The organism is Vibrio rhizosphaerae, from assembly GCF_024347095.1.
Taxonomy (GTDB): domain Bacteria; phylum Pseudomonadota; class Gammaproteobacteria; order Enterobacterales; family Vibrionaceae; genus Vibrio; species Vibrio rhizosphaerae.
This window is the reverse complement of the sequence record NZ_AP024903.1, coordinates 2,338,649-2,353,908: the sequence shown is the minus strand read 5'-3', so window position 1 is coordinate 2,353,908 and position 15,260 is coordinate 2,338,649. Positions and strand designations below refer to the sequence as shown.

The 15,260-nt window shown below is 45.2% G+C and carries 15 protein-coding genes; 6 read left to right on the top strand and 9 right to left on the bottom strand.

Annotation, left to right across the window (positions count from 1 at the left end; genetic code table 11):
- Window positions 1-5 precede the first annotated feature (5 nt).
- On the top strand, window positions 6-1,502 hold the full coding sequence (locus OCV37_RS10095; RefSeq protein ID WP_038180042.1) for a tripartite tricarboxylate transporter permease: 1,497 nt from the start codon (window positions 6-8) through the stop codon (window positions 1,500-1,502).
- A 177-nt stretch (window positions 1,503-1,679) separates the two neighbouring features.
- Here OCV37_RS10095 and OCV37_RS10090 read toward each other — a convergent pair whose 3' ends face one another.
- The 3 genes from OCV37_RS10090 to OCV37_RS10080 form a co-directional block, all read right to left on the bottom strand.
- Window positions 1,680-3,290 carry a methyl-accepting chemotaxis protein gene (locus OCV37_RS10090; protein ID WP_038180100.1) on the bottom strand — a complete coding sequence of 537 codons (1,611 nt, stop codon included), beginning with the start codon at window positions 3,288-3,290 and terminating at the stop codon, window positions 1,680-1,682.
- Between the two features lie 451 nt (window positions 3,291-3,741).
- The gene (locus tag OCV37_RS10085; protein ID WP_038180044.1) at window positions 3,742-4,773 is read right to left on the bottom strand and encodes an asparaginase; all 1,032 of its coding nucleotides are present in this window, start codon (window positions 4,771-4,773) and stop codon (window positions 3,742-3,744) included.
- A 352-nt stretch (window positions 4,774-5,125) separates the two neighbouring features.
- Complete coding sequence (locus tag OCV37_RS10080) at window positions 5,126-5,746, bottom strand: LysE family translocator (protein WP_038180047.1); 621 nt, start codon at window positions 5,744-5,746, stop codon at window positions 5,126-5,128.
- Between the two features lie 98 nt (window positions 5,747-5,844).
- On the opposite strand from OCV37_RS10080, the gene OCV37_RS10075 reads away from it, so the two are divergent.
- Window positions 5,845-6,741, top strand: a complete 897-nt coding sequence (locus OCV37_RS10075) for a LysR family transcriptional regulator (protein WP_051680455.1) — start codon at window positions 5,845-5,847, stop codon at window positions 6,739-6,741.
- A gap of 90 nt (window positions 6,742-6,831) precedes the next feature.
- Here OCV37_RS10075 and OCV37_RS10070 read toward each other — a convergent pair whose 3' ends face one another.
- The 5 genes from OCV37_RS10070 to OCV37_RS10050 all read right to left on the bottom strand — a co-directional run bounded on the left by OCV37_RS10070 (window position 6,832) and on the right by OCV37_RS10050 (window position 11,847).
- Window positions 6,832-7,761: an isoaspartyl peptidase/L-asparaginase family protein gene (locus OCV37_RS10070; RefSeq protein WP_038180050.1), complete on the bottom strand. Its 930-nt coding sequence runs from the start codon at window positions 7,759-7,761 to the stop codon at window positions 6,832-6,834.
- 8 nt (window positions 7,762-7,769) lie between these two features.
- The gene (locus OCV37_RS10065; protein WP_038180053.1) at window positions 7,770-8,504 is read right to left on the bottom strand and encodes an amino acid ABC transporter ATP-binding protein; all 735 of its coding nucleotides are present in this window, start codon (window positions 8,502-8,504) and stop codon (window positions 7,770-7,772) included.
- Between the two features lie 23 nt (window positions 8,505-8,527).
- Entirely contained in the window at window positions 8,528-9,613 is a 1,086-nt protein-coding gene (locus OCV37_RS10060) for an amino acid ABC transporter permease (RefSeq protein WP_038180056.1), read from the bottom strand.
- A gap of 1 nt (window position 9,614) precedes the next feature.
- A complete protein-coding gene (locus OCV37_RS10055) occupies window positions 9,615-10,760 on the bottom strand; it encodes an amino acid ABC transporter permease (protein ID WP_084717444.1) in 1,146 nt (381 codons plus the stop codon).
- A gap of 64 nt (window positions 10,761-10,824) precedes the next feature.
- Window positions 10,825-11,847, bottom strand: a complete 1,023-nt coding sequence (locus tag OCV37_RS10050; RefSeq protein ID WP_038180066.1) for an amino acid ABC transporter substrate-binding protein — start codon at window positions 11,845-11,847, stop codon at window positions 10,825-10,827.
- A gap of 165 nt (window positions 11,848-12,012) precedes the next feature.
- Here OCV37_RS10050 and OCV37_RS10045 point away from each other — a divergent pair, with 165 nt between their 5' ends.
- A complete protein-coding gene (locus OCV37_RS10045; RefSeq protein ID WP_038180068.1) occupies window positions 12,013-12,912 on the top strand; it encodes a LysR family transcriptional regulator in 900 nt (299 codons plus the stop codon).
- Window positions 12,913-12,973: 61 nt separating this feature from the next.
- Here OCV37_RS10045 and OCV37_RS10040 read toward each other — a convergent pair whose 3' ends face one another.
- Window positions 12,974-13,558, bottom strand: a complete 585-nt coding sequence (locus tag OCV37_RS10040; RefSeq protein WP_261888086.1) for a hypothetical protein — start codon at window positions 13,556-13,558, stop codon at window positions 12,974-12,976.
- Between the two features lie 400 nt (window positions 13,559-13,958).
- Between OCV37_RS10040 and OCV37_RS10035 the strand changes: the two genes are divergently transcribed.
- The 3 genes from OCV37_RS10035 to OCV37_RS10030 all read left to right on the top strand — a co-directional run bounded on the left by OCV37_RS10035 (window position 13,959) and on the right by OCV37_RS10030 (window position 14,871).
- The gene (locus tag OCV37_RS10035; RefSeq protein ID WP_038180732.1) at window positions 13,959-14,297 is read left to right on the top strand and encodes a DUF2956 family protein; all 339 of its coding nucleotides are present in this window, start codon (window positions 13,959-13,961) and stop codon (window positions 14,295-14,297) included.
- A 197-nt stretch (window positions 14,298-14,494) separates the two neighbouring features.
- Window positions 14,495-14,554: a hypothetical protein gene (locus OCV37_RS19820; protein ID WP_390902293.1), complete on the top strand. Its 60-nt coding sequence runs from the start codon at window positions 14,495-14,497 to the stop codon at window positions 14,552-14,554.
- A complete protein-coding gene (locus OCV37_RS10030; protein ID WP_038180734.1) occupies window positions 14,551-14,871 on the top strand; it encodes a hypothetical protein in 321 nt (106 codons plus the stop codon). The genes OCV37_RS19820 and OCV37_RS10030 overlap by 4 nt, the downstream gene beginning before the upstream one ends.
- The last annotated feature ends 389 nt before the right edge of the window (window positions 14,872-15,260 follow it).

The window sequence follows — 15,260 nt, the reverse complement described above, 5'->3', positions numbered from 1 at the left end:
CGAATATGTCTGTTTTAATCGAAGCATTTCAGTATATCGATATGAGCGCGATTCTCGCGGTGATTGCTGCGGGGTTGTTCGGCCTTATCGTCGGCTCGATTCCCGGGCTGACCGCGACGATGGCTGTGGCCTTGATGGTGCCATTTACGTTCTTTATGGATCCGATTCCTGCTCTTGCGCTGATGATTTCTATCGGTGCATCATCCATCTATGCCGGTGATATTCCCGGCGCATTGCTGAGAATTCCCGGCACGCCAGCCTCCGCTGCCTATGTTGCCGACTCCAATGAGCTGGTCAAGCAGGGCAAATTAAATCGCGTGCTGGGCATTGGCCTGACCAGCTCGGTGATCGGTGGTGTGATCGGTGCGTTTATTCTGATGTTTGCTGCACCGGCCTTAGCCCGGTTTGCCTTAAAGTTCAGCTCTTATGAATATACATGGCTCTCACTGCTGGGGCTGACCTGTGCAACATTGGTGGTCGGGAACCAACCGGTTAAAGGGATGATGACATTATGTCTTGGTTTGCTCCTCGCCTGTGTCGGTTATGATCAGATTACCGGTGTGCCACGCTTTACCTTTGGTCAGGTGAGTATGTTGCAAGGCGTCAGTTTCATCCCTGCAATGATCGGTCTGTTTGCCATTTCCGGTGCGATTGAATACTACGCGGGCCGGATTACCAGTAAAAAACAAGATGTGATCCCGACTCAGTCGAGCTTTAATCTGTTTAAGGGAATACCGAAAACCATGTGGCGCTACAAGCTCAATATCGGTCGTAGTAGCGTGTTGGGAACACTGATCGGGGCGTTGCCGGGAGCCGGTGCTGACATCGCCGCATGGATCTCCTATGCGCTGTCACAAAAGTTTTCCAAAACCCCGGAGAAGTACGGTAAAGGTTCGGAAGAAGCCATTATTGATGCATCATCGAGTAACAATGCCAGTCTGGCCGGGAGTTGGATTCCCTCGCTGGTCTTTGGGATCCCCGGCGATTCTGCCGCTGCGATTATTATCGGTGTTTTGTATATGAAGGATATGAACCCCGGGCCAACCCTGTTCTTATTCCATCCCGAGAAACTTTATGCGGTATTTATCTTGTTTTTCATTGCCAACTTGATGTTGATTCCGTTAGCGACAATTGTGGTGAATTTCATTAAACGCGTGATCTTTATTGATAAAGCGATCCTGTATCCGATTATTATTATTTTCAGTACGGTGGGTTCGTTTGCGATTAATAATTCACTCTCTTCAATCATTGTTATGTTGGGGATGGGGGTTGTCGGATATTTATTACAACGTGCGCAGTATCCTATCTCTCCGATTATATTAGGGATGATTCTGGGGCCGATGCTGGAGAAAAACTTACTCTCATCGCTGATTAAATCGGACGGGAATATTCTGGCTTTCGTTGAGCGTCCGGTGTCAATGGTACTTGCGACCTGCTTTGCTGTGGTGGTTTTAGTTCAAATTCGTTCGATTCTGAAATCATTTAAAACCCGCGAAGGGTAATCATCAGAGGTGTTACATTGATGACCGTAACAGGTGAGATATCGTCGCTTAGCCGATAGATTGGTGAGGTTAGTCGGTCAGGCGATCTCTCTAACACTCAAATAAAATGCCACCGTTGAACCGGTGGCATTTTTGTGCAGGACAGATACCGCTAAAAGCGTAGCACTTTGCCGGCAATTATTGTGTTACTTTGAAGAAAGAGAGCTTGGTGTGTAGCTGTTCAGCGAGTTGACTCACATCCTGATTTGATTTTGAGCTCTCTTCAATACCCTTAATGTTCTGTTGTACAAGCGTATTAATCTCTTCAAGCTGTTTTGAGATATCCTGAGTGACAGCACTTTGCTCTTCAGAAGCGGTTGCCACAATGGCATTCACTTCGGTAATTTGAGTTACTTCCGCAGAGATAACCTCAAACGAGCGGGCTAACTCCTCTGTTGCGGTTTTCGCGGAAACCATCAATTCAACATTTTGACTCATTGAATCATCGGCAAGCAGGGATTGCTCTTGCAGTTGTGAGATGATTTTCTGAATATCAATGGTGGACTTCTGCGTCTTTCCGGCTAACGCTCTCACTTCATCGGCGACAACCGCAAAACCTCGGCCATGTTCGCCGGCACGCGCAGCTTCAATTGCAGCATTGAGCGCTAATAGATTGGTTTGTTCAGAGATATTATTGATCACCTCAACAACCGTATTAATGTTTTCTGAATATTCTCTCAGTCGGTTGACGATCTCTTTCGCATCAAGAATCGAAGCACTGATTTCTTCGGTGGTTTGCGTCGAGTTGTTCAGAATCGACTGACTGGAGCCGATGATGTGATTGGCTTGCGCAGCCGCTTCTTCGGCTTTAACCGCATTGGTTGCGACATCGTGGGCCGTCGATGCCAGTTCTGCTGAGGCGGTCGCCACTTGTTCAACCGAAGAGAGTTCCTCAAAGGAGTTGGTCCGGTTCTGCTCAACCAATTGTAGCGATTGATCTTGCTTCATCTTGATGGCATGCATCACATGCTGGCTCTCTGAAACCACACTCGATAACTGGGCCGATAAGGTATCTAGCGATGCGGATATACTATCGAGCTCATTGTTGCTCAACGGTAATTTTTCCCGGCTGACCGTCCCTTCAGCAAGCGATTTTAACCATGCGACGATTTTGGGTAAATTTCTTACTTCTCTTTTGGCAAACCAAAAGGAGAGTAAAGAGACAAACAATGACGTTGAGAGTGTAATCACCCATCCCCAGAATGTCGCGCTTTTTAATTCGCTTTGTGACAGGGTAAATTCTTGATTCGATACATTCAGCTGCAGATTAATTAATGAGGTTAAATCTCCCCCCATGGCATCGATAAGTTGATAAAGCTGTTTGATCAACGTGGTATCGTCAATTTGATTATTCTTATGTTGAACTAACAATTGTGGAATCGTTGAGTCAATCTCTTGAAACTTGGCATTCAGGCGTTGAGTTAACGCTATTTCTTTGCCGGTTAATGATGTGTTTAGGTAAGCTTGCCAAATGCTCTTTGCCTGACTCATTGCATCTGGAATGCTTGAGTAGAGTTGCGTTTTTGTCAGCAGGCCAACATGATATTTGTTGGCGGCATCAATCAAATTTACAGCATATAAATCAGAGATCTTTTTCAAGTCTGCTAATGGAACGACACGATCCAGATATACCGATTCAAATCGATTCATCACTTCGCGTGAAACCATACCATTTAAGGTATGCACACTAAATAGAGCGAGGGAAAATAATAATGGTATCAATAATAATTTGGTTGAGATATTTTTCATCATCTTAGCACGTCAGTAGTTGAAGGTCAGTTGTATAAAAGAAGCCATTAATGACGTGAGATTATAATTATAGTCAATACAAGAATAAGTCTATGCGATAAAAAATTGAGTTTCTACTCAAATTCATGTTTTATATGCAATAACTGATAAAATGGAATTTTACTCTGTTTTTTTTGTTGTTTAGTTGGTTTTACTGGTTGGTTTTTTATGTTTCATATGAAATTATCTTGGTTTTGTCTGTTATAAATAGATAAAAATTTGGTTAACGTTCAGCGAGTGTTGATTGGCACACGCAACATTTTCTTACTTTCTCTATCATCTTGTCTTGATTGATTATTTGAATTGTGCCGAAGCATCGGGTGTATGGTGAGAATGGTAATAAAAAGGATGGAAACCCATCCTTTTTATTTTGGTTATTTGTCATTATATCAATTTGATTTAAAAGTTATTTTTAGAGCTTGGCAAAGTATTTACGAATTTCGTCTACGGATTCGCCTTTCGCTAATGCTAATTCTAGAATAACTTTTGATTTCTGTGGATTATAGAACCCTGACCCAATCGCATTTTCATGAGTTGAGACATAACCGGTATAAACACGACTCGCCACGACGACAGGAATTCCTTTCTTCATCGCATCTTTAATTGCATCCTGAATCCAGGACGGCGTTGAGCCATCGCCGGTACCGGCGATCACAATCCCTTTTGCACCATTTTTAATCGCGGCTTTAATCAGTGAATCATCCTGATCCTGATAGCTATATAAGATATCGACCTTAGGCAGCGCTTTGACATCTGAGATATCAAAATGTGGCTTTTCCATCGGCTGCGTGTTTTTGTAATAAAAATAGGGTTGCCCGCTGATAAAACCACCGAGATAACCTGCCTCGGGTGCCTGAAATGTTTCTACAGCGTGCGTATTGGTTTTGGTGACGTAGTAGGCCGGGCTAATCCGGTCATTCATCGCAACCATCGTACCGCGGCCGTTTGCTTCATCCACACTGGCAAGTTTTACCGCATCATATAGATTCATTGCACCGTCAGCACTAATGGCTGTTGCCGGTCTCATGGCACCAACGACGACGACCGGCTTTTTACTGTTCACGGTCAGATCTAAGAAAAAAGCCGTCTCTTCTAATGTATCTGTGCCATGCGTCACCACCACCCCGTGAGTCTCATCCTTGGCTAAATCGGCATTAATTGTTTTCGCCATATTCAGCAGTGTCTTTTTGTCGATATCAGGAGACCCGACGTTCGCAATTTGAACGCCGCTTACATCAGCAAATCCTTTTAATTCCGGAACGGCGTGGATCAATTTATCAACCCCTAAACTCCCAGCCTTATAGTCTGTGCTATCCACATTTGAAGCGGATGATCCTGCAATTGTTCCGCCTGTCGCGTAGATGGTTACGTGGGGTAAATTATCAGCATAACCGGACATGCTGGTCAGTAACATGATTGCAGAAACCAAATATCTTTTTTTCATCAGAAAGTCCTTTTAATAGAAAAAATACTGCAATGCCAATACAGCATGATTCGTGCCATGAAAATCTGGGTATTTTGCTAATAAAAGACACTTTTTTGATTTATTGCGGTGCAATCGGTTACATTCTGCACCAAGTTATTACAAATCTATTTTTTTCAATATGTTGCATATGTTATTTTGAAATAAAATATCAACCCTGATTTCTGTTTTTTACGCATTTATGGATATGAAATAAGTGGCTATTTCACATTAGTCTATGAATGCCGGAAATGATGAGTTTGCTATTGTCGTGTATGCCCGGAACAAGTCATAGGTTGTCATTTCATCCGGTTCATTAGTGAGAGAGTGATAGTTAGTGAGAGAGCGATAGTGTTGCACCGAAGGCAATGAGTCCGACCCCACAGGCCTGATTAATCCGGTGTCCAATCCTCTGGAAGACGGTTAATACTTTCTCTGAAGTGATCAGAAACGCGATCAGGCAGAACCACAACATATGTAATACAGAAATGTACAATCCATAAATCAACGCAACGGGCGTGGTGTTATCCGTATCCGGGGAGACCAGCTGACTAAAAACACTGAGAAAAAACAGCATGGTTTTCGGATTTAACAGATTACAGAAAAAGCCCTGTGTAAAATATTTGCGGGGATTGTGCGTTTGCCGGGGCCCGGATATTGCCTGACGGTTCAAGGTCAGCTTTGAACAAAAAATCCCAGTGATCCCCAAGTAGATTAAATAGGCTGAGCCAGCATATTTGATGATGTTAAACAGTACCATATTCTGTGACAATAAGTGACTAATCCCAAGGATAGAGTAGGTAATATGAATACAGACCCCAACCCCAATGCCCAGTCCGGTTAACCATCCTGCTTTTCTGCCACTGCTCAGACTATTTTTCACCACAAGTACAAAGTCTGCACCGGGGCTGATAACAATTAACAATCCTAAAATAATATAGCTTGTGATCTCCATATCGGTTCTCTCATTCAGTTGATTTGAGATTATTGTAACGATCAGAAGGCAAGTTATAATCGAAAAAATTGCACACTTTATGTGAGAAAAACTCACTCATGAGACATTTGAAAGCCTTTCATGTTTTTCACATCGCCGCAGAGTCTGCCAGTTTCACGGAGACGGCAGATAAACTTCATATCACGCACGGTGCTGTCAGTAAGCAGATCAAATTATTAGAAGCTCACCTTGCTCAGTCGCTGTTTTATAAGCAAGGACGGGGATTGAAGCTGACGCCGGAGGGGGAGCTGCTTAAGCAGTACACAAATGTCGCTTTTGATGCGTTAGATACAGCGGTTCATAAACTAAAGAGTGCCACGGTTGACTACCTTGAAGTTTCCTGCGAGCCGACATTAACCATGCGGTGGATGATGCCGAGACTGGCTGATTATTACCAGACTTCCGGGGTTGATATTCGCTTATCCACAGCGGGCGGACCGGTAACTTTGGGCGAGGCGGGCTTATCTATGGCGATTCGTCGTGATGATTTTGATCTCCCGTCCAACTACGAGGTCCATCCGTTAGTGGAAGAGTGGGTCGGGCCTGTATTGTCTCCTGAATACTGGCATCAGGTTCAACATGATTATTCAACGATCGTTTTGCTTCACAGTGAGACGCGCCGTCGTGCATGGGAAGACTGGTCAAGTCTGTCAAATCATGACCTGCACCGGAACCGCGCCAGTCAATCATTTGATCATTTTTATTTCTGCTTACAAGCGGCTGTTGACGGGTTGGGGGCGGCAATCGGTTCATATCCCTTGGTCGCTGATGATTTAGCAAAGGGCAGACTGGTCGCTCCATTTGGCTTTATGTTGTCCGGTTATCGCTATGTACTATTGCGACAATCACAAGCCCCGGGAGCTCAAGAGCAACAGTTTCAGCAATGGCTTGAAGCACAATTCGCAACGTGTGTGCCTTCTGGTGAGGCGGGGGACAAATTGATTGAGAGCGAATAAATCGATGAGGGGGACAACCGACGCCAGCCAGAGGGAAGTCTGACGCCGATTGAAAGGTTTATGATGCCAGTGTGGGACCGAAGTGAATGGTTATTCGTAAATCTTCGCTTGTGCCGGTTGGTTTGAGCCGCCCCAGCCCCGGTACATCCCTTCGGTGTTGAATGGCAGGACAATGTTCCCTTGATGATCGACCGCAATCACGCCGCCACTGCCACCGGTACTTTTCAGGTCTTCAAAAACCACATGGTTGGCAGCCTGTTCCAGACTTTCGTTTGCCAGTGCCATGCGCGAAGAAATATTATGGGCGACCACATGTCTTAGAAAGTGCTCGCCATGGCCGGTGGCTGAAACGGCACATGTCTGATTGTTGGCATAAGTTCCGGCGCCAATAATCGGTGAATCGCCGATACGACCATATTGTTTGTTGGTGATCCCGCCGGTCGATGTGGCGGCAGCCAGATTACCGTGTTTATCTAGCGCGACAGCACCAACCGTTCCGTATTTATAGTCGTTCTGGGTCGGCTCCAGAATCACTTCCTGTGCTTTCAACGCGGATTGAAGTTGTTGATAGCGCATCTCTGTGGAGAAGTAGGTGTTATCCACTTCGACTAACCCGATATCTCGCACAAACTGTTCTGCACCTTCACCACCCAGATAGACATGCGGTGAGTGATCCATGACTGCGCGGGCCACGTTAATCGGATTCGGACTGTAACGAATTCCCGATACCGCACCGGCGTCAAGAGTTTTACCGCACATGATTGATGCATCGAGTTCATGGGTACCTGCGTGATTGAATACAGCGCCTTTGCCGGCATTAAACCAGACGCAATCCTCGAGCATATTGACGGCCAGCTGAACCACATCCAGTGCACTGGCACCTTCTTTCAGGCTGGCTAAAGCGTCTTCGATAATATTGTTCAGTACCGACGTAATTTCTGCTTCTTGTTCCGCGGTTAGCTTACCTTTGGACATCGCACCAGCGCCGCCGTGAATCGCAATAGAATATTCGTTTAACATAGACATCCTTAGTGATGAATCAGCTGATTGAGAAATTCGCGCGTACGAGGTGATTTCGGCGCGGAGAAAAATGCTTCCGGATGATTTTCTTCGACGATTTGTCCTTGATCCATAAAGATGACACGGTCAGCGACTTTGCGGGCAAAACCCATTTCATGGGTGACGCACAGCATGGTCATCCCTTCACTGGCAAGGTCAGTCATCACATCCAACACTTCCGCGATCATTTCCGGGTCGAGCGCGGAGGTGGGTTCATCAAACAACATCACCTCAGGATTCATACACAGAGCGCGGGCAATCGCAACCCGTTGTTGCTGACCCCCCGAAAGTTGAGTCGGGTATTTGTTGGCTTGTTCTTTGATCTTCACTTTTTTCAGCAAGCTTAACGCTTTATCAATCGCAACTGACGATTTGGTGCCTAAGTTTGCCGTCTGGGGTAAGACGCAGTTCTCCAGCACGGTGAGGTGAGGGAACAGGTTGAACGATTGAAAACACATGCCCACTTGCTTACGCAGTTCAATCAGGTCTTTGGGGGTGTCACTGACTTCCTGACCGAATACGCTGAGCGAACCGGATTGGTGCTTTTCCAACTGATTGATACAGCGGATCAGCGTTGATTTTCCTGAGCCGGAAGGGCCGCAAATGACGATGCGTTCGCCTTTCCTCACGCTGAGATTAATATCGCGCAGCGCATGATATGAGTCGTACCACTTGTTTAAATTTTTGGTGTTGATGACTTCCATGTGTGACTTCTCCTAAAAGGGCATTATTTTAAGCGGCGTTCTAAATGAGCAGCGTATTGAGAGAGTGAAAAACAGCAGATAAAGAAAAACACGGCCAGAAATGCGTACATTTCATTTTCTAATCCAACCCATTTCGCATTCGAGAGCGTGCTGGAAGCAACACCGACAATGTCTAATACACCGACGATCATCACTAGCGTTGTCTCTTTTAAAATTCCGACAAACTGATTGAGTAACGGTGGAATAGCATTTTTCAGAACTTGCGGCAGAATGATTTGTCCCATCATTCTCCAGTAACCAAAACCAAGGGCTTGCGCCGCTTCAAATTGTCCTTGCGGAATGGATTGCAGGCCGCCGCGAATTGTCTCCGCCATATAGGCCGCGGTGAACAGTACCAAGACCGCAACCACACGCAGTAACACATCGAATTCTTGGCCCGGTGGCAAGAACAACTGAATCATGAGCGAGGCCATAAACAGCAAGGTGATGACAGGTACAGAGCGAACCAACTCAATATAAGCGACACTGAGCCAATGAATGATCGGTCGTTCTGAACGGCGTCCCAGAGCAAGAAGAATACCGAGTGGCAGGGCAAACACCATGCCGAAAATTGCCAGAAACAGCGTCAGCATGATGCCGGCGAATTTCGTTGTCGAGATGGTTTCTAAACCAAAATTTCCACCCTTGAGCAGCATCCACATCGCAAAAGGCAACACCGCGATATAGCAAAGCATCACAATCTTATTAAAGCGTTTGATATACAGCATCGGGATCGCGATAGCCGCGAGCCCAAAGGCGACATCGACGCGCCATTGTTGCGCTTCCGGATACATGCCATAGGTGAACAGCTCAATCCGGTTCACCACAGGGAGCCAACAGGCGCCGCCGGACACACAGTCCGCCTGTGATGTGCCCACAAATGTGGCATCAAAAATAAACCAGTTCAGCAGTGTCGGCACCAGCCAGATAACAAACAATAAGCCTGCGATGGTGAGAAAAGTATTGAATACCGAAGAGAATAAATTCTGACGGCACCATTTTTGCCATCCGGCTTTGACTTGAATGGCCGGACGAGGCTCAATATATGCCATGATAGTTTTATTTTGCATGTTATTTCCCTACCGCAACATGTGAGTTGTACCAGTTCATCAGTAAGCTGATCACCAAGCTAAAGACACAATAGGTTCCCATCACAATCAGAATGCATTCAATGGCTTGTCCGGTATTGTTTAAGGTGGTTCCGCCGGTGGAAGATACCAGTTCCATAAAGCCGATCACGACACCCAGTGATGAATTCTTAATAATGTTCAGGTAAACACTGGTGATTTGCGGCACCATCGGATAAATCGCCTGTGGCACAATCAATTTCCACATGATGACTGAATCGTTAAATCCGAGCGCTTTACCGGCTTCGTGCTGGCCTTTAGCAATCGACTGAATACACCCGCGGACGATTTCAGCAATGTAACTGGCACTGTAAACCGAGAGCGCAATCCACAAGGCGACCAGTTCCGGAATCACAATCATGCCGCCCTGAAAATTAAATCCGGCCAGTTTAGGGGTACTGTAATCCACATTGCCGGTGAGCAAGGTAAAGAGAAACACAATCAGGGGTAATGATACGATGATCGCCACGAGTCGGGGCCACAACACCGGGTTAAAACCGACCCACTGAACCTTTTTGATCACCGCCCTGCGATAGACAAATGCCGCACAACACGAGACGAGTAGTGCGATAAATACATAACCGCCCCAGCCTCCGAGCGATAAGTGGGGAATCGCTAATCCACGGTTCGAAAGGTAGATGTTATCGCCCAGCTGAATACTGTTGCGAATCGCTGGTAAGCTGAGAAACAGGGCATACCACCAAACGAGCTGAACCACCAGTGGTACATTACGAATCAGCTCCACGTATGCCCGACATAGGCGATTGATCACCCAGTTATTCGAAACGCGGCCGACACCGATAATAAAGCCGATGACGGTTGCCAGAATGATACTTAAAAATGACACCAGCAATGTGTTGGCAACACCGACAAAGTAGGCTTTTAAGTAGGTATCATTTTGGTTGTAATCGATCAGGCTAAACGAGATGTCGTAACCGGCACGCTCACTCAGAAAGTCAAACCCCGTGGTAATGCCGAGTTTAGAAATATTTTCAGAAGCGTTGGTGCCTAAGTACCAAAATAAGAGTGTGACTATGATTAAGAGTAGGGTTTGACCCCCATCGTTCAGGGTTATTTTGGGCAATTTCATGTGTAATTCCAACCTGTCCATGGTAGGCCAGCCCACGCAAGCGCAAGCTGGCGGTTAAAGAAGATTAACGGAAAGGTGGGGAGTACATTAAGCCACCGTTGGTGTACAGGGCGTTCGCACCACGCTCAAATTTCAGGGGGGAATTGACACCGACATTGCGGGCAAAGATTTCACCGTAGTTCCCCGTTGCTTCAATCGCTTTCAGCGCCCAGTCATTTTTCAGGCCTAAATCAGTTCCCAGATTTCCCTCAGTCCCGAGCAGACGTTTAATTTTAGGCTTGGGTGACGACTTAGCCAGTTTTTCAGCGTTTTGTTGCGTGACACCTAACTCTTCTGCTTCGATCAGTGCATTACCGACCATTGTGACGATATCACGCCATTCGTTGTCACCTTGTTTAACATAAGGGCCAAGCGGTTCTTTGGAAATCACTTCCGGGAGAATAACGTGCTGGTTTGGATCTTTAAACAGAGTCCGGCGCGCCGCTAATCCTGTAACATCATTGGTGAGAGCATCACAACGACCTTTTTGATAGGCAGCGTACAGTTCTTCTGTCTTTTCAAAGACAACAGAACGATAAGTCAGGCCTCTGGAGCCAAAGTAGTCAGCAAGGTTATGTTCCGAGGTGGTTCCCGGAGAGAGGCAGAATGTTGCGCCATTGAGCTCGGCTGCTGATTTAATTCCGAGGGATTTGCGTGTCATGAAACCCTGACCGTCGTAGAACCAGATCGTGGTAAAATCAGCACCCAGTTTGGCATCGCGAGAAACGGTCCAGGTTGTCGAACGAGACAAAATATCAATCTCACCGGAAGCGAGAGAAGTGAAGCGGTTTTTGGATGTGGTTGTAATGTATTCAACTTTTTTCGGGTCACCTAACACGGCTGCTGCGACTGCCCGGCAGTAGTCCACATCCATGCCTGCCCATTTACCTTGGTCATTGATGTATGAGAAGCCCATTTTGTCGCTTGAAATACCACATTTCAGCGTACCACGTTGAATCACATCATCTTTAAGATTTGCATAACTGGCCGTTGAGAAACCAACGGATAATAACCCGTATGCAACAATTGCTATTGATTTTAGTCTCATAATAAATCCTTTTATTTATTACACTTCTGTTGAGTTTTGATTAAATTTTCCTTTTCCTTAATTACAATTTATGTGTTTATCTATACTGATTGGAAGCATTTGATGTCTTGTATTTTGCATCACTTATGCAAAATTTCGATAATGTAAGGATAGAGGATTTGAAGGATGAATGTTCGCTGGCTGAAGGATTTTATCACGTTAGCCGATTGCCAAAAATTTTCGTTGGCTGCTCAATTAAATGCATCTTCTCAGGCTGCGTTTAGTCGCAGAATTCAGCAGCTGGAGCAGCATCTGAATGTCGAATTGTTTGACCGAAGCCGGACGCCGGTCAAGTTAACGCCTGAGGGGAAGCGGCTTTATCCCATTGCCGCTGAAATGGTGCAAATGGCGGAACGCTGTGAAGAGATGGTGGCCAATAAGCCGAACCCGATGGTGTTTGCATCTTTGCATACTTTGGCCTGTAACTTTTTCCCGCAGTGGTTTACACAAGTATTGCGTTATATGAAGACACCGCTGGTCAGTAGCATTGATTCAGGAGTACGCTCGGTGACCGGTTATCAGGCTGCATTACAATCTCAGCGGGCAGACTGTTTGCTGTTTTATCAAAGCAATCAGGCGACACGTTATTTCGAATCTGATGAATTTGAGGTGTTAAAACTGGCAGATGATGCGTTGGTGTGGGTGTGCGGCGCTTCGTTTCCTCTCGAATTGCTGGAAGACGCATCGATTCCTCATTTGACGTATGCCCCGTCATCTCAGCTTTTGGAGTTATCTTTACCACTGTTGAATGTGACACCGCAGGCCAAAAAACTCTCGGTTGTTTTCCAGTCCACCATTTCCGAATCTTTGTTGCCGATGGCGATCCATGGCAATGGCGTGGCTTGTATTCCATATTCCGTGGCAAAGGCATATATCGATGACGGCAGGCTGATACACATTTGGTCGGACTATCGCGAGCCACTGGAAATCGTGCTGGTGCGACTGGCCGATTCTAAAAGCCCGCATCCTTATATCAATGAGGTCTTTAAGCATGCCAAAACGATAGCCGGGCAAGGTGAGAAATAAGGGGGATGATGCCGAATTCAGGACTTCAATAAATCAAGGAACCATACACGCTCACCAGATGTTACGGACATGGTTTCAAATATTTTGGATTGCTTGTTAAGCGCGGTCCTTGCTGGTCAGAATTTCGAAAAATCCAATCGGGCCCATTATCTGCAAAACTGTAGGGGGTTTTTAACTCGACTTCTGTGCCTTGGTTCGGACCGCTGTCAATCATTGCTTTCACGATAAGAATATGGCCGTGCTCCCCACGAGGATAGTCATAGATTCCGGTTACTCGTATTTTTGTTCCTGTTGGTATTGGCGCAATCGCTTTTCTTTGATCTTCAAATAGCAGGCGCAAGAAAAGCTTGGTGTTCCATGAATCGATGTCTTTTTCATACTCTGCCCAAGATGAAGGAAAGTAAATATACCGCTCTGCGCTGGCGCTCCAATATGTTTCTGATGGGTCAAACGCTTGTATGCCTGTACAGATGGAACTATTGCCGAATATTGTGGCTGAAAGATCGGCACAGCGAGCTTGATAGAGGAATGAAGGCATGGCGACTTTGTAGCATTCCGGAGCAATATCATCGGAATGATCAATGATTTTTGTGGCACATCCTGCCATCAAGGCGGTAACAGTCAGCATGATTATGTGATTCTTCATTTTTACCTTACAAGCCCAAGAAAAATGGTGGGTCGTAGCACAAAGAATAATTGAGCGACTATCCCGAATCTCTTTCCAGATTGGATTATAACGGAGAGAGTATAATTTGATCTGGATAAATTGGATCGGGATTTTCTGGAGAATAAGCAAAAAACTGAGGAACTGAAGCTGAGTATAGGCGTGCCATCTTATCTCTACCCCAGAAAGAATTGATGACCCATCCCGACAACGCGGATTGCCTGCGGATGGTGCGATGAAGACTTTAGAGAGACAATCAATACTGGTATTCTGGTTGTTTTATTAAAATATCAGTGGTCTACACTGGCCATCATGTGCCAAATATAGCGAATGGATATTTGTGCTGTTAAAGCGTTAATTTCCGATATGGAAAGATTAAATTATGCATAAAAAACAAGTAATAGAACCCTCACAAAAAACGAAGGAAGAGGCGATGGATATCGCTAGAGCTACACAGCTTCCTGGTCAAAAGAAAGCGGAGACACAACGTATCGCTCAAGGTATTGAAAAAGGTATTGCTCTTTACAAGAAACAACAAAAAGCTAAGGCAAGAGCTGCCGACAAAGCTAAAAAGCAAGAAGAGAAATCAAAGGCCAGACGCCAAGACGATGAGCAAGTGACATTAGTAGAAACCAAGATTGAAACAAAGGTATCACCACTACCTTGGATGTTATTAATTGCGTCATGGATCGGCTTTATATTGTTCTATTTTTTGAGATAGTTTCGCTTCACTGTTATACATGTGCTGACTTTTCTGCATGATCTGATTACCGTTTCAGAAGAGGAATATTTACGGGAAGATTAAATCTAGAGTGGGGCAGTAGTGGCAGCCCTTTTCAGGTAGATGTGCACTATATAACCTTCAGGCTATTGGTGTCACCACATGGTTGTGTAAGGCTGTCAGAAATAAATGCTAGAATGCTGTTTAACTGGACGCCAATGGGGACTCCGGTTTTCATTGACTTGGAGAAATTATGAAATTCGGTATTGCTTTATTGTCTTTAGTCGCATCTTTTTGTATTGGTGCTGCATTATCTAGTGTTTATTTTGAAAATAAAATATCTAATTTTAAAGAGGACATCGTATCAAAGGAGATGTCACTCTTGTCAATGGCTAGTAACGTCAGCGTCCCATGTAATGAAATAAGAAAAACAGATAGATGGTTTTCTCAAGAATATAAAGGATTTACTATCTTCTGGAAGAAATCAGACAGTAACGCGATTGTTAAATTCGTTGTTGATGATAAGTATTCAAGTGCAGTTGATATGTTAGATAATTCATGTCAGATGAAGTGACGTGAATTTGTATTTCTCTCATAAAGCTCTCGAACTGAGTTTTATGAGATGTTTTTTAATTGGACACTTTTGTGGCGCGTGCATCAATGGCACAGAGCGGCAAAGCTATTGTGCATCATACAACCCGTCAAGATTAAGATATCACTCGCATAAAATAGAAAACCTCATGTCACCCAAAGGACCAATCTCTCCGACACACCACTAAATCCGGCAACCGGTCAATCGCCATGAACCTCCACAGCGATTATGCTTCTCAAGCACCTGTATCATCTTATATCGTGAGTTGAATATCATGCATGTCTGCTTTTGCAACACACGAAAACCACGCGAGCGGCCATTGAACTAAGTTCACAGCACCTTAAAAAAATCAATATTTTCGTCAATGGTTG